We start from the raw sequence: 26,391 nt of genomic DNA on the forward strand, positions 1-26,391 counted from the left end.
CGTGTGCTCCCCGAGGACCGTGCGCTCCCCGGGCGGCGGGTCAGCCCGCCCGGCGGGGCAGCAACTGCACCAGGCCCACCAGCAGCAGCTCCAGCACCGCCAGCGCCCCCACGCTCCGGCCGAAAGCCGCGACCGGGTCCCCGGTGCCGTAGTAGACGATGCCGATCAGCGCGATCCCGAGCGCCCCGGCGACCTGCTGGACGGTCGACAGCACCCCGGCCGCCGAACCGGCCAGCCGCGGCTCGACCCCGGCCAGGACGACGGAGGTGACCGGGGCGATCACCAGACCCATCCCGAGGCCGTCCACGAACAGGCCGGGCGCCAGCCACCAGACGCTGCCGGTCGTCCCGCCGCCGTACGCGGCGAGGCCCAGCAGGCCCAGCCCGGCGGTCATCAGCAGCCCGCCGAGCGCGACCGCCTGGCGGCCGAGGCGGGCGGCGAAGCGGTGCGCGGTGGTGGAGGTGAGCAGGTAGCCGACGCCGATCGCGGTGAACACCAGACCGGCCCCGAGCGCGTCCAGACCGCGTCCCAGCTGCAGGTGCAGGGCGAGCACCAGGAAGAACGACGCCTGCCCGAGCCAGAAGGCGAGCTGGGCGAGCAGACCGGCACCGAAGGACCTGGTCCGGAAGAGCCGGGTGTCGACCAGCGGCGAGCCGGTGCCACGGGACCGGTGCTGGTGCGCGGCGAAGGCGGCCAGCAGCGCGGCCGCGCCGCCCAGGCAGAGCCAGGTCCACCGCGGCCAGCCCTCCTCGCGGCCCTGGATCAGGGGCAGCACCAGAGCGGTCAGCGCGACGGTGATCAGCAGCACGCCCACCGGGTCCAGGCCGGGCCGGTGCGGGGAGCGCGACTCCGGCAGACAGCGGCGGACCAGCGCGAGGGCGGTGAGGCCGACCGGCAGGTTGATCAGGAAGCAGCTGCGCCAGTCCAGGCCGAAGAGGTCCGCCCGGATCAGCGCGCCGCCGATCAGCTGGCCGAACACCGCACCGAGGCCCATGGTCAGCCCGTACCTCGCGAACGCCCGGGCCTGCGCCGCGCCACTGAACGCCGTCCGCAGGATCGCCAGCACCTGCGGGCCCATCAACGCGGCCGCCAGGCCCTGGACCACCCGGGCGCCGACCAGGGCGGAGGCCGTCGGGGCCAGGCCGCAGCCCGCCGAGGCGAGCGTGAACAGGGCCAGGCCGAGGGCGAACACCCGGCGCCGTCCGTAGCGGTCGCCGAGCCGCCCCGCGGTGACCAGGCCGGCCGCGAGCGCCAGGCCGAAGCCGGCGACGACCCACTGGACAGCGGCCGGTCCGGCTCCGAGATCGGCCTGGACGGACGGTATGGCGACGTTGACCACGAAGGCGTCGAGGGCGGTCATGAAGGTGGCGGTCAGGACCACCGGCAGCAGGCCCCTGGGGGAGGGGGCCGGGTTGTCCCCGGTGACCGGCCGGGTGCGCAGGGCGGTGCTCATCTCGGTTTCTCCTCACTCGGTTTCTCCTCGGGGGAGTCGGGCGCCGGTCGCGGGCGGGGCGTTTTGTCTTTGGGGCCCGTGGCGCGGGGGCGGACCGGGTGTGTCCGCCCCCGCCGTCCGCGATGGCTCAGGCGCCCGGCACGCGGTCCAGGAAGCCGTGCACCGAGGCGATCCGGCCGTCCGGCCCGGCGACCAGCACGTCGAAGCCGATCACCAGGGCCTCCGCCCCGGCCGGTCCGAGGTTCCAGGTGAACCGGGCGATGTTGTGGTGGGCGTCGACCGGTCCGAGGGTGAACTCCAGGCCGGGGAACTGCTCCTGGGCCGCGCCGATCAGGGCGTCGACGCCGTCCCGGCCGGTGACCGCCGCCAGCGGGTCGGTGTAGCTGCCGTCCTCCGCCCACAGCTCGTCGATCAGCTTGCGGCGGGTGGCCGGGTCGGTCTCGTTCCAGGTGGCGACGTAGCGCCCGGCAAGCTGCTGGAGGTCGGCCGGCTGGATGTCGTTCATGGTCATCTCCCTTGTCCTGCGGGGTGGTTCGGCGGGCCTTCCCCGCTGCTCGGTCCCGCTGGTCATGACGGTACGGAGATCGCGGGGCGGCCGAATCCGTCACGCATAGGTAGCGGCGTACGTACCTGGCCGGTGGCCTGCCGGTGCGCTGTCGGCGGGCGGGTGGGCGAGCAGACCGGCCAGGGGCGGGCCGGCGGCCGGATCGGTAGGGTCGGGGGATGGGGACGCTGTACGGCAGGGAGCGGGAGCAGACCGCCGTGGACGGGCTGCTCGACGGGGCGCGGGGCGGCCGCAGCGGGGTGCTGGTGCTGCGGGGCGAGCCGGGCATCGGCAAGACCGCGCTGCTGGACCACGCGGTCGCGGCGGCGGGTGACGCGTTCCGGGTGATCCGGGCCACCGGCGTCGAGTGCGAGGCCGAACTCCCCTTCGCCGGGCTCAGTCTGCTGCTTGCGGCTGGCCTGGACCGGCTCCCCGCTCTGCCGGGACCGCAACGCCGGTCACTGGAGGCCGCATTCGGGCTCAGCGAGGCCGCCACCGTGCCCGCCGACCGGCTGCTCACCGGCCTTGCCACCCTTGGCCTGCTGGCCGAACTCTCCTCCGAACAGCCGCTGTTGTGCGTGGTGGACGACGCACAGTGGCTGGACCGGGCATCCCTCGACGCGCTGCTGCTCGCCGCCCGTCGGCTCCAGGCGGAAGGAGTCGTCCTGCTGCTGGCCGCCCGGGACGTTGGCCCGCCGGGCGGCCCCGGTGAGGCGTTCCCGGTTGCCGGTCTGCCCGAGCTCCGGCTGTCCGGCCTCGACGAGCCGGACGCGGCCCGACTCCTCGCCTCCCGCGCCGGGCCGGAACTCCCCGGCGAGGTCCGGCGACGGCTGCTCGCCGAGGCCGCCGGCAACCCGCTGGCCCTCACCGAACTCCCCATCGCCCTTTGCGAGTCCGCCACCGCCGGAGCCGGAGCGGGCGCCGCCGCCACCGCGACCGGTACCCCCGGCGTCCTGCCGCTCACCAGTCGCCTGCAGATCGCCTTCCACGGCCAGGTCACCGGCCTGCCGCCGGCCACCCAGAACCTGCTGCTGGTCGCCGCCGCCGAGGAGAACGGCGACCTGGACGTCATTCTCCCGGCCGCCGCCGTCCTCGGGGCGACCGCCGAACACCTCGCGCCCGCCGAGGAGTCGGGCCTGGTCACCACCACCGCCGACCGCCGACTGGCCTTCCGGCACCCGTTGCTGCGCGCCGCCATCCTCCAACGGGCGCCGCTCCAGCAGCGACTGACGGCTCATCGGGCGATCGGTGAGGCGCTGGAGGACGGCGACCGCCGCACCTGGCACCTCGCCCTCGCCGCCACCGCCCCCGACGCCGACCTCGCCGACGCGCTGGAACGCACCGCCGTACGGGCCGAGGCCCGGGGCGGCCACGGTGGCGCCGCCGCCGCGTACGAGCGCGCCGCCCGACTCACCCCCGACCGCGACGGCGCCACCCGCCGCCTGGTGCTCGCCGCCGAAGCCGCCACCGAGGAGGGCAAGCTGGCACAGGCCGAGGCGCTCGCCGACCGGGCCGGAGCCCGGACCGACAACCCCTTCGCCCACGCCCTGCTCGACCAGGTCCGGGCCACCGCGCACTTCTGGCGCGGCTCCTACCCCACCGCCTACCGGCTGCTGCTGGACGCCGCCGGTACCGACATCGAGGCGCCGCACGCGGCCCGCATGCTCCTCCAGGCCTTTCACACCGCCTGGTACGTCGGCGAGGAGCCGGTGGCCGTCGTCCTCGACCGGCTGGCCCGGCTCCCGCTCGCCGAGGGCGACCCGCTCACCCCGCTAGCCCGCCATCTGCCGGCCGCCGTCCTTCCCGCCCTGGGCCACCCCGCGCCGCCGCTGCCCGCCGCCAGGGACACCGCGGCCGTGGCCCGCCGGGCCGGTGCCGAGACCCCGAGCGACCTCGTGCAGCTCTGCGGCGTGACCCTCGTCCTCGGCCGGGACGCCGAGACCATCGAACTCGCGGGCGAACTCATCGCCGAGGCCAGGGCCAAGGGCACCATCGGGGTGCTGCCCACCCTCCAGTTCTTCCTCGCCGAGGCGGAGCTCTTCCACGGCCGCCACCGTGACGCCGAGGTGACCGCCACCGAGGCGCTGGCCCTTGCCCGGGACACCGGCCAGCACCAGTGGGTCAGCCAGCTCAGCGCCCTGCTCGGCTTCCTGGCCGCACTCGGCGGCGCCGCCGAGGAGTGCGCCGCCCGCACCGCCACCGCCCTCACCACCGCACCGCGGTCCGCCGCCCCCGCCCCCGGCGAGCCCTGGGCCCAGTGGGCGCTCGCCGTTCTCGACCTCGGCCAGGGCCGGGCCGCCGGCGCCGCCGACCGCCTCCGAGCCCTCACCACCGGCCGCTACCGGCACCATGTCAGCGCCACCCGAGCCGTCCCCGACCTGGCCGAGGCCGCCGTCCGCCTCGGTACCCCCGAGCGTGCCGCGGAGCCGTACGAGCGCTTCGCCCGCTGGGCCGGCGCCGCCGCCCAGCCCTGGGCCGAGGCGCTACGGCTGCGCTGCCAGGCCCTGCTCGGCCCGGACGAACTCGCCGAAGCCGCCTATCGCGCCGCCCTCCGCCTCCACGACGGCACCCACCGCCCCTTCGAACAGGCCCGCACCGCCCTCCTCTACGGCGAGTGGCTGCGCCGCGAACGCCGCCGCACCGACGCCCGCCCCTATCTGCGGGCCGCCCTGGAGACCTTCGAGCGCCTCGCCGCCCGCCCCTGGGCCGACCGCGCCCGCACCGAACTCACCGCCACCGGCACCACCGCGCCCACCCCGCCGACCGACGGCTCCCCTCTCACCACCCTCACCCCGCAGGAACTCCAGATCGTCCGGCTCGCCGCCCAGGGCCTCACCAACCGGGACATCGCCGCCCAGCTCTTCCTCAGCCCCCGCACGGTCGGCCACCACCTCTACAAGGCCTACCCCAAGCTCGGCATCACCTCCCGCGCCGACCTCCCGGCCCTGCTCTGAACGCCGCAGGCCATCCGTCGGCCTGCGGCTCCGTGGAGTCCATGAGCCGGCTCTCCCAGGCCCAGGCGGCGATCTCCACCCGGTTGCGGACCCCGAGCCACCGGGGCCGGCCAGGGCGCGGGTGACGTCGGTACCGTCCGGTCCCGGCATCCTGGTGTCCACCAGGCACACGTCCGGGCGCAGACGCCATGGCGGTCGCCCTGGCCGCCTTCGCGGTGCTCCAGGTCCGTCGTGCCCACCCTGAGCCGGCCGCACTACGTCCCGCCCGTCCGCCCCTCCGTGCCGCTCACCGCCGAACCGGTCGGCGGACTGGCGAAGATCGGCACCTACGGCGACAGCGGTGGACTGCGCGTTCCCGGCGGCCCCTCAGGGGCTCAGATCACCTTGGCCGCCTGGAGGATCTCGTGCCACTTGGAGAGCTCCCCGACCTCCGACTTCCGGTGCACCCCCTTCGGGCGCACCTTCAGGTAGCCCTTGACCAGCCGCTCGGCTGTCCGGCGGGTCAGCTCGGGCACCTCGTGGTCGTGGATGCGCTCCCATGCCGGGGCGTCAGGTGCCCGTTCATCGTCATGCAGCCGATCGATCGGCAGGTTGCGGGCAACCGCCCAGACCACGAGGTCGGGCGCGTCCTCCAGCAAGTGCCAGTGCCGGTCCGACCGGACGCGGCTCATCTCCGCGAGCACACGGTGAACGGTCCGACGGATCATGATGGCGATGCGGACGCCGGTCGCCTGCGTCTTCTGGTTGAACAGTGCCCGGAACGCCGGCGCGGACGGCTCCCACCAGATCTCCTCACGCCCGCTCTCGTCGAGGGCGAGATGCCCCAGAGCGGGGAGGGCGTCGCAGGAGAACAGCGCGAGAGCCGTCGTCGCCTCGTCGACGGAGTACCCGGTCCGGTGGGGACCACGTCGCTCACCACGGTGCAGCCGGAAGTAGAGCCGGTCCCGGTCGAACTGCTTGACCAGCCGGCACATCACCGGCTCGCGGGTCAGCAGATCCTGCGCGGTGGTCGGGTGGTGGTAGAGGTACGCCCGGTCGTGCTCGGCCCGGGCCTGTTCACGGGCCGGTCCGGTGACGATCCGGACATCGAGCACCGCCCGGTCCAGGTGCGCCGGCGAGAGGTCCGTGGCCAGGCGGGCGACCAGCGCGATCCGCTGGTACCCGTCGATGCACTCGGGCCCGAGAAGCTGGACCGTGCCGCTGGTCCGGCTGCCGTCCGGAACCCAGAGGACGTTCTCGGCGCCGAGCACCAACCGCCCGACGACCCCGTAGTCCTCGGGCCGCTCCCGCAGCACCCGTTCCCGCTCCAGGTTCTGGGGCGAACCCGCCAGGAAGTCACGCCTGGCCGCCAACCGCTCAGCCGCGTCGAAGGCTTCGCCAAGCCCCACCAACTGCCCGGCCGGCACCCGCGCATCCCAACGATCGGTGTCCAGCCGCTGCAGGTGCGTGGTCTGAATCTGCTGGCCCACATACGGAAGCGGCACGCTCGTCGGCCCATGATGGCCAGGGAAGGGCCGCGTTTCAGCAAAGGAGTTCATACTCCTCCCAACGGCCCCGCCGCCACCCAGGTGACGGCGGCACCGGCAGCCGTCCCACCCGACCGCCCTCAGGTCGCGACAGCAGCGGGCAACACGTCAGGGGAGGAGCAGCTCATCGACCGAGTCGACCGTGTCGGCGGTCGGAGGACGGTGTGCGCGCGGTCGTGTGCGCGCTCTCCCATGTCCTGAAGGAGAAACGGGGCGAGCGGCCGGCCCGGCCCGGCACGGGCGGAGTAGCGTGGGGACATCGGGACGACCCGAGCCGCCGCAACCGAAGGGGCGCCCCCCACGTCAGCAGGCCCGACCTGCTCCTGCGGATAGGTGGCGAGCCATGTCGGACGAATCCGGTGCTCCGCACCCGGGGCTTCTGCCGGACCGGTTCCGGCAGTCGGCGAGGCCGGGTACGGTGCTGCTGCGCCTGGAGACCACGCGGTCGCGCGAGGGGCTGCTCGACGGCGCGTGGTGGCCTCGTTCGCGTGACATCGGCGCCGAGTTGCCCGGTCTGGTCGCCGCGCTCACCGAGCATCTGGGGCCCGTCGCGAGCGTTGGTCTGGACGCGGAGGCGTGGGACGACGTCCCGGCCCGTTTGGTCGTCGACGGCCGGTCGGTGCGGATCGACCGGTATCCGGTGGGTGACGACACGGTGATCATCACGCGGGGCGACCGCGATCATTTCAGTCTGCTCGTCGTCCCCCCGCAGGCGAGCCAGGAAGCGGCCCTTGCCGCGATGACGCGAGCGGTCCAGGCCGACGGTACCGACTCGGCCCGACAGATCCTCATCGCCACCGGCATCGGCGCCGAGCCTCCGGCCGAAGCGACCTGAGGGGGACGGTCTCCACCGCGGACTCCTTGAACGCGGACTCCTCGAAGACAGAAAGGCGAGGCGGCGAAATGTCCGTCTACGTGAAACTCTCGACCGACGCCCGGTCGCCATCGGAGCCGTCGAAGGGGCCGCTGGACATGCAGTACCAGGACACTGCCGACGGCTCGACGTACGAGTACGACCTGCACCCGAGCGGGGTACTGCGGATCCTGCGCGTCTTCGAGGACACTCCGCACGCGGTCGAAGCGTGTTTCAGCGCCTCGGCGTGGCTCCAGGTCGCGGGCACCTACTTGCGAAGCGGCTCCGAGTACTAACCGGCACCGGACGTTCACCGGTCGCCGTCGCCCGGTCCGGACCTTACGGTCTGTCCTGGGGCAGGTTCGTTGTCACAGGAGGCCAGGATGCCGCGCTACCGGTGGGTTCTCGAGACCCAGGACGACGACGGCCGCTGGTCCCGGCACGACGACGCCCCCCTGCCGGACCCGCTGGAGTACGACGGACCGCCCCAGCGGGCGGCCAACCACCTGCGGGACGTGCTCGTCCGCACCCTCTCCCGGCCCGCTCCCGGCCCCCGGGCGATCAGGATCCGCCTCTGGGACGGGCCCGACCCCACCGGCGAGCCCCAGGCCGAAACCGAGTGGTCACGCGAGTGACGCGCCAGGCCCCGACCGGACGAGGGTCCGCGGGCTACGCCGGTACCGGCCAGGAAGCGGCCCGGCTCCGGGCGACGTCCGCGCGCCTTCCCGCCTCGCCGGGGCCGTCGCCCGGCGCGGCGGCCGACGGCAGGAAGTCGGGGCGGAACTCCTGCCCTGCCGCACCGCTGTCCGCCTCGGCGGCGAGCAGCTCACTCGCGGTCCGGGTGTTGGCGGGAGCGGTCGCCTCGGACATCAGCCGGGCGGCAACGACGGCATCCGTCGCCGGCGGGACGACCAGCAGGTTCAGCCGACGCGGAGCGTAGGAGTAGACCGCGATCGTGTGCTCGTCCTGCTCGGTGGTGAACCAGCCCGCATGGACGGTGTGCCCCGTGACCGGGATGCGCCGGGGGATGACGGGCCACTGCGCGGGATTCACGGTGATCCGGGTGATCCGTCCCCACCGCCCGTCGATTTCGGCTGCCAGGGAGGGGAGTTCGAGAAGAAGATCACGCGAGCGGGGCCACCAGGCTCCGTCCAGGCGTCCGGCCCGCGCGCCGTCGGGCGCAAGGGCGAGCCGCACGGCGGGTTCCAGGGCAGCGGGCGTCGTTGCACGATCGAGCGTCGCAGTCATGATCAAGGACCTGTCCCCGGACCCGCCCGGGGCCGGATCCGGCATTGCCACTCGCCGGAGACGACGCCAGTGTCCGGTGCCGGCATGCGAAGTGCCTTCGGTGATGTCCAGGCTACTCTCGGTCCGGCCCGGTCCTGGCATGGTCGCGATAACCACTTTGCTGCGGAGCGCCGCGCCGGCGGGCGTCCCGTCGATCACGGGCGCCGCGATCGGCCCCCAGAGCCGCAGACGGACCGTCAGCCACTCGGGCGCCTTCGCACAGACAGGGGGTGGGCCGGGCCTCCGCCCGATCGACCCCCTGTCAGGTCGGCTGCTCCGCAGGGCGGCCGGGCCGACAGCGGGTGAAGGCCGCCAGCAGCCACAGCAGTTGCTGTACTTGCATGCTGGCACATACGTCAGAGGCCCTGTCGGATCTCTCCGATAGGGCCTCTGACCTGGGTCGGGGTGGCGGGATTTGAACCCACGGCCTCTTCGTCCCGAACGAAGCGCGCTACCAAGCTGCGCCACACCCCGGTCCTGCGTTTTGTTGCTCTGTCTCCTTCGCAACGAGTAGAACTCTACCGGACGCTCGCCGAGAGACGAAATCCGATTCCCGGCGGGCGTCCGTCGCAGGTCAGCGGGGTGGGGTGAGGGTGAGGAGGGTGGCCTCGGGCGGGCAGGCGAAGCGGACGGGGGTGTAGCGGTTGGTGCCGCAGCCGGCGGAGACGTGCAGGTAGGAGCGGCGGCCGCCGGCCTGGTGGGTGGAGAGGCCCTTGACCCGCTTGGCGTCGATGTCGCAGTTGGTGACCAGCGCGCCGTAGAAGGGGACGCAGAGCTGGCCGCCGTGGGTGTGGCCGGCCAGGATCAGCGGGTAGCGGTCGGCGGTGAAGGCGTCCAGGACGCGCAGGTAGGGGGCGTGCACGACGGCGAGCGAGAGGTCGGCGTCGGCGGACGGGCCTCCGCTGACCTCGCTGTAGCGGTCGCGGCGGATGTGCGGGTCGTCCAGGCCGGTGAACTCGATGTCGAGGCCGCCGAGGTTCAGCCGGCCCCGGGTGTTGGTGAGGTCGAGCCAGCCGGCGGAGTCGAAGCCGTCCCGCAGCTTCTCCCAGGGGTTGTGCACGGCGCCGGTGATGCCGCGGCGCGCGCTGCCGTCCGGGTTGTTCATGCCGTGGGCGCCGCTGCGCATCGCCTGGAGGTAGCGGGCCGGGTTCTTGCGGGCCGGGCCGTAGTAGTCGTTCGAGCCGAAGACGTAGACGCCGGGGAACTCCATCAGCGGCCCGAGCGCGTCCAGGGTGGCGGGGACGGCGAGCGGGTCGGAGAGGTTGTCGCCGGTGTTCACCACCAGGTCGGGGCGGAGCCCGGCGAGGCTCTGCAGCCAGCGCTGCTTCTTGCCCTGTCCGCTCACCATGTGAATGTCGGAGACCTGCAGTACCCGGATGGGCCGGGCGCCCCGGGGCAGGACGGGGACCTCGACCCGGCGGAGCCGGAAGGAACGGACCTCGTACCCGGCGGAGTAGGCGAGGCAGGCGGCGCCGGTGGCGGCGATTCCGAGGGGAACGGAGTACAGCGGTCGCATCGCTCCATGCTCTCAGACGGCGGATCAGCTGGTGAACGTCCGGTGGGTGCGCGGGGACACGGGACACTGCTCCAAGCGGCCCCTCCGGACGGCTCGGCGGGGGCGACGCGGGGCGGGTGCGCCCGGCCGGGGTCGGTGAGCCGGTCCGGGCGTCCGCTCGCCAGTCATGTCACCACCGACCGGGAGGCGGGCGCGCCCGGCAGAATCCGTCGTGTGCCGGTGGGCCCGGGCGTTAATGCTGGGCGGTCGAACGTCGCAGGTGGGAGACTCGGGGCCATGACCACGCTGAAGGCGCAGCTGCAGGATGACCTCACGGCTGCCATCAAGGACCGGGACGAGCTGCGCTCGTCCACCATCCGGCTCACGCTTTCCGCTGTCACCAGCGAGGAGGTGGCGGGCAAGGCGAAGCGGGAGCTCTCCGACGACGAGGTGCTGAAGGTGCTCGCCCGCGAGGCGAAGAAGCGCCGGGAGGCCGCCGAGGCGTTCGACAAGGCGGGCCGGGTCGACTCGGCCGCCCGTGAGCGGGCCGAGGGCGAGGTGCTGGCGGGCTACCTGCCCAAGCAGCTCTCCGACGAGGAGCTGACGGCGATCGTGGCCGCCGCCGTCGCCGAGAGCGGGGCGACCGGGCCGCAGGGCATGGGCGCCGTGATGAAGCTGGTGAAGCCGAAGGTGGACGGGCTCGCCGAGGGTGGCCGGGTGGCCGCCGCGGTGAAGGCCGCGCTCAGCTGAGGGCGGGGCGGGAGGGCTGGACTTTCCCGGCCGGGCCCGACCGGTCCCCGACCGTTTTCGTTCAGCCCAGCCCAGCCCAGCCCAGCCCAGCCCAGCCCAGCCCAGCCAGGTCCAGTACGACCTGGCGGGCCCCAGCCCCAGGCGAGGGCTGAGGCCCGCAACGCCGGAGGGCGCCCCCCCGATGATTCGGGGGGGCGCCCTCCGGCGTTGCCACTGGCCTGCTCAGCCGCCGTTGCCGTTGTTGCCGCCGTGCCGACCGCCGCCGTTGTTCCCGCCGATGACGCCCGGCGGGAGGGTGAACCCGCCGCCGATCATCCCGCCGGCGTTGTTGGCGCCCCCACCGGGGTTGCCACCCCCGCCGGGGTTACCGCCCGGGCCCCCACCGGGGTTGCCGGGGTTGCCAGGGTTGCCGGGGTTACCCGGGGCACCCGGGTTACCGCCGGCCGCGGCCGCGTCGCCGCCCGGCTGGCTGGCGCCGGACGTGGGAGTCGCGTTCGCGTTCGGGTCGGTCTTGGGCGGGTCCGGGATGCTGATGGTCTGGAAGGTCTCCTTGGGAGTGCCCTTCAGCGCCTGGTCCATCGCCAGCTTCCAGATCGGGCCGGGGCCGGTGGCACCGAACACCTCCTGGAACTGCGTGCCGCCGATGCTGATGTTCTTCATCTTCACGCCGCCGGCCGGGCCGCCGAGCCAGACGGCGGTGGCGAGCTGCGGCGTGTAGCCGTTGAACCAGGCGGCCTTCTTCTCGTCGGTGGTACCGGTCTTACCGGCGATCTGCCGGCCGTCGAAGAGGGGAAGGTCGGCTGCGGTGCCCTTCTCGGTCACGTTGAGCAGAACGGTGTTGAGGGCGTCCGCGGTGTTCTCGGAGAAGGCCTGGCTGCAGGTGGACTGCGGGACCTTCACGTCCTTGCCGTCCACCGTGGTGATCTTGTTGATCGCGATCGGGGTGCAGTACTTGCCGCGTGCGGCGAAGGTCGCGTAGACGTTCGCCATGGTCAGCGGGCTCAGCTCCAGCGTGCCGAGGACCATCGAGGGGACTTCCTGGAACGCGTCACCCTTGGAGGACTGGGTGATGCCCAGCTTGTTGGCCATCTGCTTCATCGCGCAGAGGCCGACCTGCTGCTCCATCTGCACGAAGTAGGTGTTGACCGAGAGGGCCATGGCCTCCTTGAGCTGGTACGGGCCGATCTCCTTCTCGCTCTCGTTCTTCACCGTCGCCTTCGGCTTGTCGGTGTTCTTCCAGGTGCCCGAGCAGGTGGACATCGACGGATAGTCGATCTTGTTCTCGGACGGGAACGACTGGGTGGGCAGCATGCCCGACTCCAGGGCCGCCGCGGCCAGGATCGGCTTGAAGGTCGAGCCGGTCTGGAAGCCGTTGCCGCCGCCCATCGCCGCGTCCACGTTGAGGTTGACGACGGTCTGGTTCTTGTTCGGGTCCAGTCCGTACGGGCGGGTCTGGGCCATCGCCAGGATCTTGCCGCTGCCCGGCTCCATCATGGTGGTGGCGGCCGACACCGAGTCGGTGACGTAGACCTTCTTGGTCACCGCGTTCTGGGCGGCGGCCTGCTTGTCGGGGTCCAGGGTGGTGTAGATGTTCAGGCCACCGGTGTCCCAGAGCTTCTTGCGGTCGGCGGCGGTCTTGCCGAACGTCGGGTCCTGCTTGACCACGTGGCGCACGTAGTCGCAGAAGAAGCCCATGCCCGCCTGGGCGGTGATGCAGCCGTTCTGCGGGTCCTTGTACTTCAGGCCCAGCGGGGCGGCCTTGGCCTCCTTCGCCTGGTCCGCGGTGATGTGCTTGTTCTCAAGCATCTTGTCGATCACCACGTTGCGGCGCTTGACCGTGTTCTCGGGGTAGCGCACCGGGTCGTACTGGGAGGGGTTCTGCACCACGCCGGCCAGGGTGGCGGCCTCGGCGATGGTCAGGTCCTTGTTGCTCTTGCTGAAGTACCGCTGGGCGGCGGATTCCACTCCGTAGGCCTGGTGGCCGTAGAAGGTGATGTTCAGGTAGTTGGTGAGGATCTGATCCTTGGTCAGGTCCTCCTCCAGCTTGATCGCGACCTTCAGCTCCTGGATCTTGCGGCCCAGCGTCTTGCGCTGCGCCTCCAGGACGGCGGCCTGGTCGTCGCCGGCCTTCTCGACGTTGACGTTCTTCACGTACTGCTGGGTCAGCGTCGAGGCGCCCTGGGAGGTGGTGCCGCTCTCGGCGTTCTTGCTGACCGCGCGGAGCACGCCCTTGAGGTCGACGGCGCCGTGCTCGTAGAACCGGGCGTCCTCGATGTCGACCTGGGCCTGACGCATGTAGGGCGACATCTGGTCGGCCGTGATCACCGTGCGGTCGCGCTCGTAGACCTTCGCGATCAGGCCGCCCTTGGCGTCGAAGATCTGGGTGGCCTGGGTGAGCGGCGGGGTCTTGAAGTCGTCCGGGACGTTGTCGAAACTCTCCGCCGTGTTCTTGGCGGTGAGCCCGAGCGCGCCGACGGCGGGCAGGGCCATGCCGGCCAGCAGGACTCCGGAGAGCACGCTGACGCCCAGGAACTTCACTCCGTGTCCCGCGAGATCCTGCGGTGACCCGCGGCGCTGGCCGCGCGGAGCTCCGGTGTTGCCTGGGGGCTGGGGTGCCTGGGGGCGCTTCGGTGCCATGAGGAGAACCCTACGTCGCGGAATCCCGCACATAGGGGCAGGTGTTCGCCTAGGCTTGTCACAAGCTTGCGACAGCTTCGGTGCGTCAATATTTATCACTCTGTGAGTGATGAGATTTGCCCGAATTGCCTCCCTGTGGACAGGTTTTGAGGTGGCTGTCTCCGGCTGTGCGCCTGTTCTTGGTAGCGCTCTGTGATGGTGTGCGTGGCGAGAGTGGTGGCGATGGACTTGGCAAGGCATGCGACCTGCGGTCACTCCAACGAGTGAGCTGACCGATACCCATAGTCCGATTGGGTCATTCGAGATTGGGCACGAAGGGGCTGTTGCAAGCTGTCGTTCTTCCGTAACGTCCTCAACTGGCAACGGTGAATATGCCGTTGCCGCCGTGGGGGAGCCTCGATTCGGGAGAGGACGGCGCCGGCATGGGCTGGGTAGATGACTGGAGTGCGCAGGCCGCCTGCCGCACTAGTGATCCGGACGAACTGTTCGTCCAGGGGGCGGCGCAGAATCGCGCCAAGGCGGTGTGCAGCGGGTGCCCCGTTCGCACGGAGTGCCTGGCGGACGCGTTGGACAACCGCGTGGAGTTCGGCGTCTGGGGCGGGATGACGGAGCGCGAGCGCAGAGCGCTGCTGCGCCGCCGTCCGACGGTGATCTCGTGGCGGCGGCTGCTGGAGACGGCCCGCACGGAGTACGAGGAGTCGCTCGCGACCGGCGTCATACTGACCGACTACGCCCAGGCGGGCTGATCCCACCTCCACCCCGGTGCGGACCATACCCGGCGTGTGAGGACTGTGCCGCCCGGTGCGGCAGAACTGCACCCGGTGTCTCGGGACTGCCCGGCGCCTCAGGACTGCCCGATGCTCGGGACTACGCGGCGCCGCTGAGGCGGTCACCGATGACGCGCAGCCCGTCCAGGTCGTGGACGTCCCCGGGCAGCGCGGCCACCTCGACGATCGGCACGTCCGGGTAGACCGAGACGAAGCGGTCGCGGGTACGGCGCTCCCGCCCCATGATCTGCATCCGCTCGGCGTGCAGTCGCAGCAGCCCGGCCGCGAGCAGCTCGGCCTCGGGACCGGCGTGCTCCGAACCGTTCTCCTCCAGCGCCTCGGCCGCCGCCAGCGCACGCTCCGCGGTGAGCTGCGGAGCGCCGGTGCCGTGCACCCGGTTGAGCACCAGACCCGCCAGCGGCATCCGGTCGGCCGCCAGCCGGTCGACGAAGTAGGCGGCCTCGCGCAGCGCGTCCCGCTCCGGCGCGGCCACCACCAGGAACGCCGTGCCCGGCGCCTTGAGCAGCTGGTACGTCCGGTCCGCGCGCTCGCGGAAGCCGCCGAACATCGAGTCCATCGCGCTGACGAAGGTCTGTACGTCGGTCAGCAGCTGGGCGCCGAAGATCTTGCCGAGGGTGCCGGTGAGCAGGCCCATCCCGACGTTGAGGAACTTCATCGCGCTGCGGCCGCCGACCTTGGCCGGCGCGGTCAGGATGCGGATCACCTTGCCGTCCAGGAACGACCCCAGCCGGTTCGGCGCGTCCAGGAAGTCCAGCGCCGAGCGGGACGGCGGGGTGTCGACGACGATGAGGTCCCACTCCTCGGCCGCCCTCAGCTGGCCGAGCTTCTCCATCGCCATGTACTCCTGCGTGCCCGCGAAGCCGGCCGACAGGGACTGGTAGAAGGGGTTCTCCATGATCGCCTTGGCCCGGTCGGGCTCGGCGTGGGCCAGCACGACCTCGTCGAAGGTCCGCTTCATGTCGAGCATCATGGCCTGGAGCTCGCCCTCGCCGGTGACGCCCTTGACGATCCGGGGGGTGTTGTCCAGCTCGGTCAGGCCCATCGACTGGGCCAGCCGGCGGGCCGGGTCGATGGTCAGCACGACGACCTTGCGCCCCCGTTCGGCCGCCCGCAGGCCGATCGCCGCCGCGGTGGTGGTCTTGCCCACGCCGCCCGATCCGCAGCAGACGATGATCCTGGTCTTCGGGTCGTCGATCAGCCCGTCCACCGCGAGCCGGCTGCCCGTCCCCTGTACGCCGTTGCCGCTCACGCCGCCCCCTGCCGTTTCAGTTCGCCCGCCAGCCGGTACAGCCCGCCGAGGTCCACACCCTCGCCCAGCAGCGGGAGTTCGTACGTGGGGAGCTTCAACTGCTGCAGGTCGGCGCGCTGCTCGCGCTCCAGCTCCACCCGCTCGGCGTGCTCCCTGGCCTGCGCCAGCAGCGGGTCGAGCAGCGGCTCCACCGCGGTCCGGACGATCTCCGGCTTGCGCGAGCGCCCCCCGAGACCCGCCTCGCCGAGGGCCAGCGCGACCTCCTCGCGGTGGTCCCCGTCCACCGCCGCCACCGCCGCCGCGTCCAGCACCGGCGGCCGGACCATGTTCACCATCACCCCGCCCACCGGGAGGGCGGCCTCGCGCAGCTCGGCGAAGCCGTCGACCGTCTCCTGCACCGGCATCTCCTCCAGCAGGGTGACCAGGTGCACCGCGGTCTCCGGCGATCTCAGCACCCGCATCACAGCCTGCGCCTGCGTATGTATCGGCCCGATCCGGGCCAGTCCGGCCACTTCGGAGTTCACGTTCAGGAAGCGGGTGAGCCGACCGGTCGGCGGCGCGTCCATCACGATCGCGTCGTACGCCCGGCGCCCGTCCGGGCCCTTGCGCCGGGCCGCCTCGCAGGCCTTGCCGGTCAGCAGCACGTCCCGGACGCCGGGCGCGACGGTGGTCGCGAAGTCGACGAAGCCGACCTTCTGCAGCGCCTTGCCGGCCCGCCCGAGCTTGTAGAACATGTCGAGGTACTCCAGCAGCGCCTGCTCGGTGTCGATCGCCAGCGCGCAGACCTCACCGCCGCCGCCACCGCCGGGCAGTCCCAGCTGGGCGCGGGAGACGGAGGCGATCCGGCGCTCCTCGTAGGGCAGCGCGGAGATCCCGAACAGTTCGGCGACGCCCTGGCGGCCCTCCACCTCGATCAGCAGCACCCGTCCGCCCTCGGCGGCGAGGGCCAGCGCCAGCGCGGCGGCCACGGTGGTCTTCCCCGTGCCGCCCTTGCCACTGACCACGTGCAGCCGTACGCCCTCCCAGTCGGGATCGCGCCGGGCCGCCTGGCCGGGGGTGCGTGCCACGCTCCGTCTCCGTCCGTCTTCGAGGGCCGAGGGCCGTTCCGAGGGCGCGAAGGCCGTTCCGAAGGCCGACACTGCTCTGGTGCCCTCCCGCGAGGGTAACCAGGGACCGCGCCGGATGCCTGGAGCATCAGGGGGGCCAGGCCTGAATCATGCCCGCTTTGTGGGCCACCTCACACGCCCGCCTGCGGGCCGCCCCGCTCGTCGCGGCCGCTCGTCTAGAGTCTGGCCATGACCAAGTGGGAATACATGACGGCGCCCCTGCTCGTGCACGCCACCAAGCAGATCCTGGACAACTTCGGCGAGGACGGCTGGGAGCTCGTCCAGGTCGTGCCGGGCCCGAACCCGGAGCAGCTGGTGGCCTACTTCAAGCGGGAGAAGAGCGCATGAGCAAAGTCGAGGAGAAGCTCGCCGAGCTGGGCCTGACCCTGCCGCCGGTGGCCGCGCCGGTCGCCGCCTACGTACCGGCTCTGCGTTCGGGCGAGTTCGTCTTCACCTCCGGCCAGCTGCCGATGGTGGGCGGCAAGCTGCCGAACACCGGCAAGGTCGGTGCCGAGATCACCCCGGAGGAGGCCAAGGAGCTCGCGCAGATCTGCGCGCTCAACGCGCTGGCCGCGGTGAAGTCGGTGATCGGCGACCTGGATCTGATCGAGCGGGTCGTGAAGGTGGTCGGCTTCGTCGCCTCCGCCGCCGACTTCACCGGCCAGCCGGGTGTCATCAACGGCGCCAGCGAGCTGCTCGGCCGGGTGCTGGGCGAAGCCGGTGTGCACGCCCGCAGCGCGGTCGGCGTGACGGTGCTGCCGCTGGACGCCCCGGTCGAGGTCGAGCTGCAGGTCCGGGTCAGGACCGGAGCCTGATCGTCGCGGTGGGGTTGGGCGGCGGGCCCTGGGCCGAACGGGCGGCGGCCGGCCCTGTCCAACCCCACCCCCGGGCGCTTAGCATCCGGGCATGGACCATCGAGCAACGACGCTCCCGATGCCGCCCGGCTGGCCTGCCCGGATCCGGGCGGTCGAGTCCGGCGAGCTGACCCCGCCGGTGCCCAAGCCGTCCGCCACCGTGGTGCTGCTGCGGGACGAGGCCACCGGGCCGGAGGCGTACCTGCTGCGCCGACGCACCTCGATGGCCTTCGCCGCAGGCATGTACGCCTACCCGGGCGGCGGGGTGGATCCGCGCGACGCCGAGGCCGAACTCGGCTGGGCCGGCCCGGGCCCGCAGGAGTGGGCGCGGCGGCTCGGCACGGACGCCCGGACCGCGCAGGCGGTGGTCTGTGCCGCCGTCCGCGAGACCTTCGAGGAGGTCGGCGTCCTGCTGGCCGGCCCGGACACCGCCGGCACCGCCGAACCGCGTGACTGGAGCGCCGAGCGCGCCGCGCTGGAGGCCCACGAGCTCTCCTTCGCCGACTTCCTCCGCGAGCACGGCCTGCTGCTCCGCAGCGATCTGCTGGCCGGCTGGGCCCGGTGGATCACCCCGGAGTTCGAGGAGCGTCGGTACGACACCTGGTTCTTCGTGGCCGCCCTGCCGCCGGGGCAGCGCGCGGCGCTGGAGGTCGGCGAGGCCGACAAGGTCGCCTGGCTCTCGCCGGCCGAGGCCGTCGAGGGCTATGAGCAGGGCCGCTACGGCATGCTGCCGCCGACTGTCACGGTGCTGCGCGAGCTGCTGCCGGCGCGCAGTGCCGCCGAGGCCCTGGCGGCGGCCGGGGGCAGGTCGCTGGAACCGGTCCTCGGCCGGGCCGAGGTCCGGGGTGATCGAATGACCGTTCGATGGTCGGGGTATGAAGAGCTGACCATCGATGGAGAGTTCCCCGAGCGCGCCCAGTAGCCGGAGCGCCGGTGGCCCTGGGCGCCGGAGCGCCGGGAGCCCGCGGAGGCCGTGCACCGCGAACACCGAAGACCTGCAGAATCCGATCAGTCCGACAACTCGATGAACTACGACAATCCGATGAACAGAGAGGACCTCGCCCGATGAACCACAACGACGTGGCTCGCCGGACGGCACGCGAGATGCCCGCCCGCAGCCTGATCCCCCGCACCCTCGCCTTCGACGCCGGGATCGGCGAGGACCATGCCCCGGGCTTGCGCGACCTGCTCAGGCCGATGCCGCCGCGCGCGATCGTCCGGACCGGCGGGGGCGGCCGGTGAGCGGTCTCCTCCCGGGTGACCCCGCCGCCGGCATCGGCGGCGAGGCCACCCCCCGGGCGCTCTGCGTGCTGGCGCCGAACCCGTCGCCGATGACGCTGGACGGCACCAACACCTGGCTGCTCTCCGAGCCCGGTTCGGACCTCGCGGTGGTCGTCGACCCCGGCCCGCTCGACGAGGGCCATCTGCGCCGGGTGATCGACACCGTCGAACAGCAGGGCAAGCGCGTCGCGCTCACCCTGCTCACCCACGGCCACGCCGACCACTCCGAGGGCGCCGCCCGCTTCGCCGAGCTGACCCGTACCGAGGTCCGCGCCCTGGACCCGGCACACCGGCTGGGCTCGGAGGGCCTGACCCACGGGCAGCGCCTGGACATCGGCGGTCTCGACCTGCGGGTGGTCGCCACCCCCGGTCACACCTCGGACTCGCTGACCTTCCACCTGCCCGTCGACGGCGCGATCCTCACCGGCGACACCGTCCTCGGGCGCGGCACCACGATGGTCGCCCACCCCGACGGCCGGCTCGGCGACTATCTGGACTCGCTGCGCCGCCTGCACACCATGGCCTCCGAGCACGGCGTGCGGACCGTTCTGCCCGGCCACGGGCCGGTGCTCGCGGACGCGCTCGGCGCCGTCGACTACTACCTCGCCCACCGGGCCAACCGCCTCGCCCAGGTGGAGACCGCCGTGGAGGCCGGCTGCCGGACCGCGCCCGAGGTGGTGGCCCGGGTCTACGCCGACGTGGACCGGTCGCTCTGGCCGGCCGCCGAGCTGTCGGTCCTGGCCCAGCTCCAGTACCTGGAGGAGCACGGGCTGATCTGAGCCGCGCACCTGCCGCCGGGTACCTGCCCCGTCGCGGGGCCTCTCGCCGGGCCCGTCCGTCGGTCCTGACGGCACGACGGCGGCACGACGACGGCATGCGCGAGGGCTCGTACACCGGTCGGTGTACGAGCCCTCGTCGGGTGCGGCGCCGTCAGCGCGAGCGGCGCCGTCAGCGCGAGCGGCGCGACAGCCGTTCGACGTCCATCAGGACCACCGCGCGGGCCTCCAGCTTCAGCCAGCCGCGGCCGGCGAAGTCGGCGAGCGCCTTGTTGACCGTCTCGCGGGAGGCGCCGACCAGCTGGGCCAGCTCCTCCTGGGTGAGGTCGTGGGCGACGTGAATGCCCTCCTCGGACTGCACGCCGAACCGGCGGGAGAGGTCCAGCAGGGCCTTGGCGACGCGACCGGGCACGTCGGAGAAGACCAGGTCGGACATCACGTCGTTGGTCCGGCGCAGTCGGCGCGCGATGGCGCGCAGCAGCGCGATCGAGACCTCGGGGCGGGCGTGCAGCCAGGGCTGGAGATCGCCGTGGCCGAGGCCCAGCAGCTTGACCTCGGTCAGCGCGCTCGCGGTGGCGGTGCGCGGGCCCGGGTCGAACAGCGACAGCTCGCCGATCATCTCGCTCGGGCCGAGGACGGCGAGCATGTTCTCCCGCCCGTCCGGCGAGGCGCGGTGCAGCTTGACCTTGCCCTCCGCGACGACGTACAGCCGGTCGCCCGGGTCGCCTTCGTGGAACAGCGACTCACCGCGGGCGAGGGTGACCTCGGTCATGGAAGCGCGCAGCTCGCCGGCCTGTTCGTCGTCGAGTGCCGCGAAGAGTGCGGCGCGCCGCAGAACGTCGTCCACGTGCTTCCTCCTTCTCGGCCGGTCGGCTGTCAAGCCCGCCGGCGCAAGTTCGTACAGTGCTCTGCATCACCAAGCATGGCGCATGTCGCTCCGATCATATGAGGAGGGGGTACGCCGAGGGGTGCTGCGCGGGGCCATTCGTACCGAGGGTTACCCGGCGGGGCGCGGTGCGATGTCCGCCGGATCGAACAGGGCATCGGCGACGGCGGTGCGGGCGTAGAGCACGGCGTGGCCCGCGCGGTGGGCGCTGGTCAGGTCGGCCGACCGCAGCGCGGTCAGGTGCTGGGAGACCGCGGCCGCGGACAGTCCGGTCCGGCGGGCGAGCTCGGTGGTGGAGGCGGGCGAGTCGAGTTCGGTGAGCAGCCGGGCCCGGGACCGGCCCAGGACGGCGGCGAGGGCGTCGGACCGGCTGCCCGGCCGGCGCTCCCACAGGGCGGCGATCCCCCGCGCCGGGTAGGCGAGCTGCGGCGGGTCGGGTGGCAGTGAGCGGGTGAGCACCCTGGGCCAGGCGAACACGGACGGGACGAGCAGCAGCCCGGCCCCGGCGTCCAGCCGCTCGACGGCGCAGTGCCGCTGTTCCAGCCGGAGCGCGCGGCCGTCCCAGCGGACGGTCTCGTGCAGATCGTCGAGCACCCGGGCGGTGCCGTGCTCCACGGCCTGTCGCGCCCGGTGGAACACGTCGGCCTCCAGCACCGCGCGGATCCTGGCCCAGTACGGCGCCAGCGCCAGCTGCCAGTAGGTCTCGATCTCGGCGGCCACCCTGGGAAGCTGGGCCGGCGGGTCGCGGTACAGCGGCCGGAGCCGGGCCGGGAGGCGGCCGCCGTGTTCGGCCGCCAGACGGTCGAGATCGGCCCGGACCTGCTCCGGGGCGGTGGCGGTGATCGCGGTCAGCTCGTCCGCGAGGGCGGGGGAGGGGCCGGCCGGTGTGGGGTTGAGGAAGTCCGGCAGATGCCCGGTGGCCGGGACCAGGGCGGCCAGCCGGCCGCGCTCCAGCCCGGCGCCGACCAGCCGGGGGCGGACTTGCTCGGCCCAGCGGCGGTGCAGGGCGGGGACGGGGGCGGTGGCCAGGGCCCGGAGGCTGGTCACGACCTCCCACAGGGGGGAGACGGCGAACCGGGTCTGTGCCAGGTCGTTCACCGAGAACGCCAGTTCGGTCCGCATCGCATCGCCTCCCTCAGGATTCGGCCTCAGCTTAATCAATGGAGCACCGGCCGGGCCGGGCCGCAGGATGCGGGAGCCGGACGGCGGGGCAGCACCGCACCGCCGTCGGACAGTTCAGACGATCCGACGGTACGAAGGACGGTCACCGCCATGCCCACACACCCCCGCAGCACCTCCACGACCTCGACCGCGCTCCGGGACCAGGCGCTGCGTCTGCGGGCGCTCACCGAGGGCGGCGTACTCGTCCTGCCCAACGCCTGGGACGCGGGCAGCGCGGCGGTGATCGCCTCGGCCGGTGCCGGTGCGATCGCCACCACCAGCGGAGGCGTCTCCTGGTCACTCGGGCACGGCGACGGCCAGCGGCTCGGCCGGGAGGAGATGGCGGCGGCGGCCCGCCGGATCGTCGCGGCCGTCGACCTGCCGGTCACCGTCGATGCCGAGGGCGGCTACGGCCCGCAGCCGGCCGATGTCGCCGCCACCGTGCGGCTGCTGGTCGGGGCCGGAGCGGTCGGCGTGAACCTGGAGGACTCCACGGCCGCCGGCGGTCCGCTGTTCCCGGTGGCGGACCAGGCCGCCCGCCTGCGGGCCGCCCGGGAGGCGGCGGCGGAGGCGGGTCTGCCGGAGCTGGTGGTCAACGCCCGGACGGATGTCTTCCTGTTCGGGATCGGCGAGCCCGGCGGCCGGCTCGACGAGGTGCTGGCCCGGGCGGAGGCGTACGCGCGGGCGGGCGCGGACGGCCTGTTCGTCCCCGGGTTGCTGGACCTGGAGGCACTGGCCCGGCTCTGCGCGGCGTCCCCGCTGCCGGTGAACGCGATGGCGGTGACGGGTGGACCGGGCGTGGCCGAACTCGCCGCCGCCGGGGTCCGCCGGATCAGCGTCGGCACCGGGCTCGCCCAGCTCGCGTACACCGCCGTCCGTCGGGCCGCCGCCGAGCTGCTCGGCGCGGGCACCCTCACGGAACTGGACGGCTCGCTGGGCTTCGGCGAGCTGGACGGGCTGTACCGGCGCTGATCGCGGCCGACTGCGGAGCGGTCGCGGTACAGCCGCCGGGCGTGGTTGAGCATCGCCACCCAGGTCGCCGGCCGGCTCGGCATACCCGCCGCCGTCGGCTTCGACGTCAACAACGGCTGCGCGGGGTTCTGCACCGCGCTCGCCACCGCCGACCATGCCGTCCAGTCCGCCGGGACCGCCCAGCTCCTCCGCGTCCCGGCAACTGGGCGGAAGAACGCCGCGCCCGCCCGCTCGACCTCGGTGATCGCGGCCTGCGCCGGCTCCGCTCCGCGCGCGGTGACCCGCGGCCGCGCGCCCGGGTGTCCGGTGGATCGGTCTTCCGGTTCAACAGCCCCTTGGCCTCCGGCTTCCGCACCAGCTGGGAGGTCATCCTCACATCCGTACCGGCCTGCCGGGCCGGCGCCTGCTGGTCGGGCACCTCACCCCGCTCGTTCAACCATCAGGCGCACCTGAGCCACCGCAGCGCATCGATCGGAAGTGTGTCGCCAAGTTCCTTGTCACCCGAGCCTCTGCGCGGCCAGCGCGGTCACTTCCACACGCATCCCGTCAACGGCGAGCGCGGAGACGGCGACGCAGCATCGTGCAGGGAACGGCAGGGGTACGAACTCGGCGTAGACCTCATTGAAGACCTCGCGGTCGTCGATGTCGGTGAGGTAGATCGTCAGGTGCAGCAGCCGGCTCAGATCGCTGTTCGCCCGTTCGAGGGCCACGGCCAAGTTGGTCAGCATCTGCCGGGTCTGCGCTCGGATGTCGCCCAGTTCGATCGAACCGTCCTCTCGGTCGGGAATCTGGGTCGTGCACACGATTCCCGCGAAGGCGACCGCCTCGGCCGACAGCGCGAGTTCGGATCCGACACCCTCGGCCTGAAACCGGGTGACCGCAGCAAGGCTCACGGGGACTCTCCAGCTCTCAATAAAGCGACAGAACGGGGTATCGGCGACACCCGCCGGCCACCACGTTAGTTCTCGACGAGCCATCCGAACCTGGCCGATCGTCCAAGCTCACACCCGCATCGCTGTGTCATTTTCCAAGGCCATGCGGCGCCCAGGCCTGCACTATGAGGTCACTCGCGATCGAGGCAGTCGTCAGGGAGGGCCTCATCGCCGGCGAGGGGGTCACGGCGATCGACAAGGAGAAGCAGTTGAGGATCAACAGGTCATCATCCCGACGCGCCACAGGTGGGAAGCCAAGGTGGATGCGAGGTGTCGCACCGGCTGCGCTTGTCTGCTGCGTATCGCTCGCCGCCTGCACCGCCGCGGGTGGCACCTCCGGCGCCGGCTCGCCGACGAATGCCGGGGGCCCGCTCCCCAGCGCTTCCCCGGTGAGTGCGGCAGTCGCGCTTCTCCCCGCGGCCGTCCGGGCCAAGGGCACGTTGACGGTGGCGATGGTGACCAACGCGCCGCCCGGAAGCTCCTACGCCCCGGGCACCGAGGACCTGATCGGACTCGACCCGGACATCGCCCGGCTGCTGGCCCAGTCGCTGGGGCTGACGCTCGATGTCCAGGTGGTCGCGTTCGACCAGATCACTCCCGGCATCGCGGCCGGCCGCTACGACGTCAGCGTCGCTGAGATGGCCCCGACGCCCGAGCGCGAGAAGATCCTCGACTTCGTCACGTATGCCCAAACCGGTGATGCGCTGGGTGTCCAGAAGGGCAATCCGCGGAAGCTCTCGGTCGACTCCATGTGCGGTCACACCATCGGTGCTCTGGTGGGCTCCTACCAGGTGACCGAGGTGCTTCCCGACCTCGACAGGAAGTGCACCGAGTCCGGTCGGCAGCCCATCGATCTCAAGCTGTACCCAGACCAGAACTCCCCGGTTCTCGCGCTGGCGTCCGGCCGGATCGACGGGCTGTACGAGGACTCCACGGTGGTCGGCTACGCGGCCAAGCAGAACCCGTCGATCGAGGTGCAGGCGGATACCGGATTCAGTCCGATCGCCATCGGCATCGGCAAGAACAGCGGTCTCACCGATGCCGTTCAGGCGGCGATGTCCCAGGCCCTGACCGGCCCGGTGTACAAGGCCGTGCTGGCCAAGTGGGGCCTTGAGTCGGTGGCGGTCACGAGTGCGAAGGTCAATGACAACGGTGCATAGCTCCCAGAACGCGATCGCTGACGCGACGCCGGGCCGTGCGGCTCCAGGCCGCCCGGCGAGAAAGGTCGTCCCGCTACGCCACCCGGAGCGGTGGATCGCGGCGGCAGTGGTGCTCGTCCTGGCGGCGATGGGAATCCACACACTGCTGACCAACCCCCGCTTCCAGTTCGATGTGGTGGGTCAGTACGTCTTCAGCGGAACCATCGTCAAGGGCGCGCTGCTGACCCTGGAACTCACCGTCATGGCCATGGCCATCGGTGTCGTCCTGGGAAACGTCCTCGCGATTTCCCGAATGTCGAAGAACCCGGTGATCGCCGCCGCAAGCGGCCTGTACATCTGGTTCTTCCGCGGCACGCCCGTGCTGGTCCAGCTGATCTTCTGGTACAACCTCTCGGCGATCTTCCCGCAGATCGGGATAGGCATTCCGTTCGGCCCGCAGCTGTTCTCCGGTTCGGCGAATTCCATCGTCACCCCGTTGGCGGCCGCGCTGCTCGGGCTCGGGCTCAACGAGGCGGCCTACATGGCCGAGATCGTGCGAGCCGGCATCCAGTCGGTCGACAACGGCCAGACCGAGGCCGCGCACTCGCTCGGCCTCACCCACTTCCAGACCCTGCGCAAGGTGGTTCTGCCGCAGGCGATGAAGGTGATCGTGCCGCCGACCGGCAACGAGCTGATCTCCATGCTGAAGAGCACCTCACTGGTCAGCGTGTTGGCGATCTCCGAGCTTCTCTACTCCGCGCAGGTCATCTATGCGCGCACGTACCAGACCATCCCGCTGCTGATCGTCGCCAGCCTCTGGTATCTCGCGCTCACGACTGTGCTCTCGGTGGCGCAGTACTTCCTGGAGCGGAGATTCGGTCGCGCTTTCCGAGCGGCGTCCGGTCGGCCACGCGGCTTTGCTCCACGTGGAATCCACCCGCGAATGAAGAAGGGACCGGTGGCCCCCGATGCCCGATAGAGTCATCGTCAGGTCCGAGCAGGTGCGCAAGAGCTACGGTTCGGTCGAGGTCCTGCGTGGCATCGACCTGGAGGTCCGCGACGGCGAGGTGCTGTGCATCGTCGGCCCGTCCGGATCGGGCAAGAGCACGTTCTTGCGCTGTATCAACCATCTGGAGAAGGTGGACTCCGGCGAACTCTCGGTCAACGGCGGCCTGGTCGGATACCGCGAGCGGGGCGACAAGCTGTACGAGCTGCGGTCGCGCGACATCGCGCGGGCCCGCCGCGACATCGGGATGGTGTTCCAGAGATTCAACTTGTTCGGGCACATGACCGTGTTGCAGAACATCATGCTGGCGCCGATCTCGGTGCGAGGGGAGAGCCGGTCGGCGGCTCTCGAACACGCCCGGTCGCTGCTCGACAGGGTCGGACTGGGGAATCGGGGCGATGCCTATCCCGGGCAACTCTCAGGTGGCCAGCAGCAACGGGTCGCGATCGCACGGGCTCTGGCCATGCGTCCTTCGCTCATGCTCTTCGACGAGCCGACTTCGGCGCTCGACCCGGAACTCGTCGGTGAGGTCCTGACGGTGATGCGCGATCTCGCCGGTGAGGGTATGACGATGGTCGTGGTGACACACGAGATGGGCTTCGCCCGCGAGGTCGCCGACACCGTCGTCTTCATGGACAACGGGACGGTCGTGGAGTCCGGCTCACCGGGGCAGGTCCTGCTGTCTCCGCGGAACGAGCGGACGAAGGCGTTCCTGGCCAGCGTGCTCTGATCGTTTCGATCC

At 72.1% G+C, this 26,391-nt stretch carries 26 protein-coding genes, 1 tRNA gene and 1 pseudogene; 16 read left to right on the top strand and 12 right to left on the bottom strand.

All coding sequences use genetic code 11. The features are described from left to right. Positions 1-40: 40 nt before the first annotated feature. Positions 41-1,453 (bottom strand): MFS transporter, encoded by a 1,413-nt coding sequence (locus ACIO5D_RS11790; RefSeq protein ID WP_363604049.1) that lies wholly within the window; start codon positions 1,451-1,453, stop codon positions 41-43. Positions 1,454-1,580: 127 nt separating this feature from the next. Continuing rightward, positions 1,581-1,958, bottom strand: coding sequence for a nuclear transport factor 2 family protein (locus ACIO5D_RS11795; protein ID WP_363604051.1), 378 nt, complete (start codon positions 1,956-1,958; stop codon positions 1,581-1,583). Between the two features lie 218 nt (positions 1,959-2,176). Between ACIO5D_RS11795 and ACIO5D_RS11800 the strand changes: the two genes are divergently transcribed. After that, complete coding sequence (locus ACIO5D_RS11800) at positions 2,177-4,951, top strand: AAA family ATPase (RefSeq protein ID WP_400794877.1); 2,775 nt, start codon at positions 2,177-2,179, stop codon at positions 4,949-4,951. A 374-nt stretch (positions 4,952-5,325) separates the two neighbouring features. Here ACIO5D_RS11800 and ACIO5D_RS11805 read toward each other — a convergent pair whose 3' ends face one another. Further along, the gene (locus ACIO5D_RS11805; RefSeq protein ID WP_400653417.1) at positions 5,326-6,420 is read right to left on the bottom strand and encodes a hypothetical protein; all 1,095 of its coding nucleotides are present in this window, start codon (positions 6,418-6,420) and stop codon (positions 5,326-5,328) included. 400 nt (positions 6,421-6,820) lie between these two features. Between ACIO5D_RS11805 and ACIO5D_RS11810 the strand changes: the two genes are divergently transcribed. The 3 genes from ACIO5D_RS11810 (at position 6,821) to ACIO5D_RS11820 (ending at position 7,965) form a co-directional block, all read left to right on the top strand. After that, the gene (locus tag ACIO5D_RS11810; RefSeq protein ID WP_363604056.1) at positions 6,821-7,312 is read left to right on the top strand and encodes a DUF5994 family protein; all 492 of its coding nucleotides are present in this window, start codon (positions 6,821-6,823) and stop codon (positions 7,310-7,312) included. A 68-nt stretch (positions 7,313-7,380) separates the two neighbouring features. Continuing rightward, positions 7,381-7,626 carry a hypothetical protein gene (locus ACIO5D_RS11815; RefSeq protein ID WP_400794879.1) on the top strand — a complete coding sequence of 82 codons (246 nt, stop codon included), beginning with the start codon at positions 7,381-7,383 and terminating at the stop codon, positions 7,624-7,626. Positions 7,627-7,713: 87 nt separating this feature from the next. Continuing rightward, positions 7,714-7,965, top strand: coding sequence for a hypothetical protein (locus ACIO5D_RS11820; RefSeq protein ID WP_363604059.1), 252 nt, complete (start codon positions 7,714-7,716; stop codon positions 7,963-7,965). A gap of 34 nt (positions 7,966-7,999) precedes the next feature. Here the strand turns inward: ACIO5D_RS11820 and ACIO5D_RS11825 are convergent, their stop codons facing one another. From ACIO5D_RS11825 to ACIO5D_RS11835, 3 genes are all read right to left on the bottom strand, one after another. Then, positions 8,000-8,578: a DUF5994 family protein gene (locus ACIO5D_RS11825; protein WP_400794881.1), complete on the bottom strand. Its 579-nt coding sequence runs from the start codon at positions 8,576-8,578 to the stop codon at positions 8,000-8,002. Positions 8,579-9,017: 439 nt separating this feature from the next. Beyond that, positions 9,018-9,091: transfer RNA gene (locus ACIO5D_RS11830), tRNA-Pro, on the bottom strand. Positions 9,092-9,191: 100 nt separating this feature from the next. Next, positions 9,192-10,133 (bottom strand): metallophosphoesterase, encoded by a 942-nt coding sequence (locus ACIO5D_RS11835; protein ID WP_363604062.1) that lies wholly within the window; start codon positions 10,131-10,133, stop codon positions 9,192-9,194. A gap of 276 nt (positions 10,134-10,409) precedes the next feature. On the opposite strand from ACIO5D_RS11835, the gene ACIO5D_RS11840 reads away from it, so the two are divergent. Then, positions 10,410-10,862, top strand: coding sequence for a GatB/YqeY domain-containing protein (locus tag ACIO5D_RS11840; protein ID WP_363604063.1), 453 nt, complete (start codon positions 10,410-10,412; stop codon positions 10,860-10,862). A gap of 222 nt (positions 10,863-11,084) precedes the next feature. On the opposite strand, the gene ACIO5D_RS11845 is transcribed toward ACIO5D_RS11840, so the two are convergent. Further along, the gene (locus ACIO5D_RS11845) at positions 11,085-13,499 is read right to left on the bottom strand and encodes a transglycosylase domain-containing protein (protein WP_400794883.1); all 2,415 of its coding nucleotides are present in this window, start codon (positions 13,497-13,499) and stop codon (positions 11,085-11,087) included. A gap of 422 nt (positions 13,500-13,921) precedes the next feature. Here ACIO5D_RS11845 and ACIO5D_RS11850 point away from each other — a divergent pair, with 422 nt between their 5' ends. Continuing rightward, positions 13,922-14,245, top strand: coding sequence for a WhiB family transcriptional regulator (locus ACIO5D_RS11850; protein ID WP_030240986.1), 324 nt, complete (start codon positions 13,922-13,924; stop codon positions 14,243-14,245). A 121-nt stretch (positions 14,246-14,366) separates the two neighbouring features. On the opposite strand, the gene ACIO5D_RS11855 is transcribed toward ACIO5D_RS11850, so the two are convergent. Together ACIO5D_RS11855 and ACIO5D_RS11860 are read right to left on the bottom strand one after the other, a co-directional pair. Then, positions 14,367-15,536: an ArsA family ATPase gene (locus ACIO5D_RS11855; protein WP_363604065.1), complete on the bottom strand. Its 1,170-nt coding sequence runs from the start codon at positions 15,534-15,536 to the stop codon at positions 14,367-14,369. Further along, positions 15,533-16,603 (bottom strand): ArsA-related P-loop ATPase, encoded by a 1,071-nt coding sequence (locus tag ACIO5D_RS11860; protein WP_363604066.1) that lies wholly within the window; start codon positions 16,601-16,603, stop codon positions 15,533-15,535. The genes ACIO5D_RS11855 and ACIO5D_RS11860 overlap by 4 nt, the downstream gene beginning before the upstream one ends. A gap of 228 nt (positions 16,604-16,831) precedes the next feature. On the opposite strand from ACIO5D_RS11860, the gene ACIO5D_RS11865 reads away from it, so the two are divergent. From ACIO5D_RS11865 to ACIO5D_RS11885, 5 genes are all read left to right on the top strand, one after another. Further along, complete coding sequence (locus ACIO5D_RS11865) at positions 16,832-16,990, top strand: DUF4177 domain-containing protein (protein WP_158835332.1); 159 nt, start codon at positions 16,832-16,834, stop codon at positions 16,988-16,990. Next, positions 16,987-17,457: a RidA family protein gene (locus ACIO5D_RS11870; RefSeq protein ID WP_363604067.1), complete on the top strand. Its 471-nt coding sequence runs from the start codon at positions 16,987-16,989 to the stop codon at positions 17,455-17,457. Before ACIO5D_RS11865 ends, ACIO5D_RS11870 begins: the two co-directional genes overlap by 4 nt. 91 nt (positions 17,458-17,548) lie before the next feature. Continuing rightward, on the top strand, positions 17,549-18,418 hold the full coding sequence (locus tag ACIO5D_RS11875) for an NUDIX hydrolase (protein ID WP_400794885.1): 870 nt from the start codon (positions 17,549-17,551) through the stop codon (positions 18,416-18,418). A 143-nt stretch (positions 18,419-18,561) separates the two neighbouring features. Continuing rightward, complete coding sequence (locus ACIO5D_RS11880) at positions 18,562-18,738, top strand: hypothetical protein (RefSeq protein WP_363604071.1); 177 nt, start codon at positions 18,562-18,564, stop codon at positions 18,736-18,738. Continuing rightward, positions 18,735-19,556, top strand: coding sequence for an MBL fold metallo-hydrolase (locus ACIO5D_RS11885; protein WP_400794887.1), 822 nt, complete (start codon positions 18,735-18,737; stop codon positions 19,554-19,556). Before ACIO5D_RS11880 ends, ACIO5D_RS11885 begins: the two co-directional genes overlap by 4 nt. A gap of 169 nt (positions 19,557-19,725) precedes the next feature. On the opposite strand, the gene ACIO5D_RS11890 is transcribed toward ACIO5D_RS11885, so the two are convergent. Both ACIO5D_RS11890 and ACIO5D_RS11895 read right to left on the bottom strand, forming a co-directional pair. Further along, positions 19,726-20,400 (bottom strand): Crp/Fnr family transcriptional regulator, encoded by a 675-nt coding sequence (locus tag ACIO5D_RS11890; protein WP_030240972.1) that lies wholly within the window; start codon positions 20,398-20,400, stop codon positions 19,726-19,728. Positions 20,401-20,550: 150 nt separating this feature from the next. Then, on the bottom strand, positions 20,551-21,561 hold the full coding sequence (locus ACIO5D_RS11895; RefSeq protein WP_400794889.1) for a DUF5937 family protein: 1,011 nt from the start codon (positions 21,559-21,561) through the stop codon (positions 20,551-20,553). Between the two features lie 150 nt (positions 21,562-21,711). Here ACIO5D_RS11895 and ACIO5D_RS11900 point away from each other — a divergent pair, with 150 nt between their 5' ends. After that, positions 21,712-22,572 carry an isocitrate lyase/phosphoenolpyruvate mutase family protein gene (locus tag ACIO5D_RS11900; protein ID WP_400794891.1) on the top strand — a complete coding sequence of 287 codons (861 nt, stop codon included), beginning with the start codon at positions 21,712-21,714 and terminating at the stop codon, positions 22,570-22,572. 48 nt (positions 22,573-22,620) lie between these two features. Next, positions 22,621-22,735: pseudogene (locus ACIO5D_RS11905) on the top strand (3-oxoacyl-ACP synthase); the annotation flags it as partial. A 334-nt stretch (positions 22,736-23,069) separates the two neighbouring features. Here the strand turns inward: ACIO5D_RS11905 and ACIO5D_RS11910 are convergent. Continuing rightward, positions 23,070-23,465 carry a RidA family protein gene (locus tag ACIO5D_RS11910; protein ID WP_363604076.1) on the bottom strand — a complete coding sequence of 132 codons (396 nt, stop codon included), beginning with the start codon at positions 23,463-23,465 and terminating at the stop codon, positions 23,070-23,072. A 164-nt stretch (positions 23,466-23,629) separates the two neighbouring features. Between ACIO5D_RS11910 and ACIO5D_RS11915 the strand changes: the two genes are divergently transcribed. The 3 genes from ACIO5D_RS11915 (at position 23,630) to ACIO5D_RS11925 (ending at position 26,379) form a co-directional block, all read left to right on the top strand. Next, positions 23,630-24,664, top strand: coding sequence for a transporter substrate-binding domain-containing protein (locus ACIO5D_RS11915; RefSeq protein WP_400653431.1), 1,035 nt, complete (start codon positions 23,630-23,632; stop codon positions 24,662-24,664). Between the two features lie 106 nt (positions 24,665-24,770). Further along, positions 24,771-25,622 carry an amino acid ABC transporter permease gene (locus ACIO5D_RS11920; RefSeq protein ID WP_363604078.1) on the top strand — a complete coding sequence of 284 codons (852 nt, stop codon included), beginning with the start codon at positions 24,771-24,773 and terminating at the stop codon, positions 25,620-25,622. Next, positions 25,612-26,379 (top strand): amino acid ABC transporter ATP-binding protein, encoded by a 768-nt coding sequence (locus ACIO5D_RS11925; RefSeq protein WP_363604079.1) that lies wholly within the window; start codon positions 25,612-25,614, stop codon positions 26,377-26,379. Before ACIO5D_RS11920 ends, ACIO5D_RS11925 begins: the two co-directional genes overlap by 11 nt. The last annotated feature ends 12 nt before the right edge of the window (positions 26,380-26,391 follow it).

The organism is Kitasatospora sp. NPDC087315 (assembly GCF_044744345.1).
Taxonomy (GTDB): domain Bacteria; phylum Actinomycetota; class Actinomycetes; order Streptomycetales; family Streptomycetaceae; genus Kitasatospora.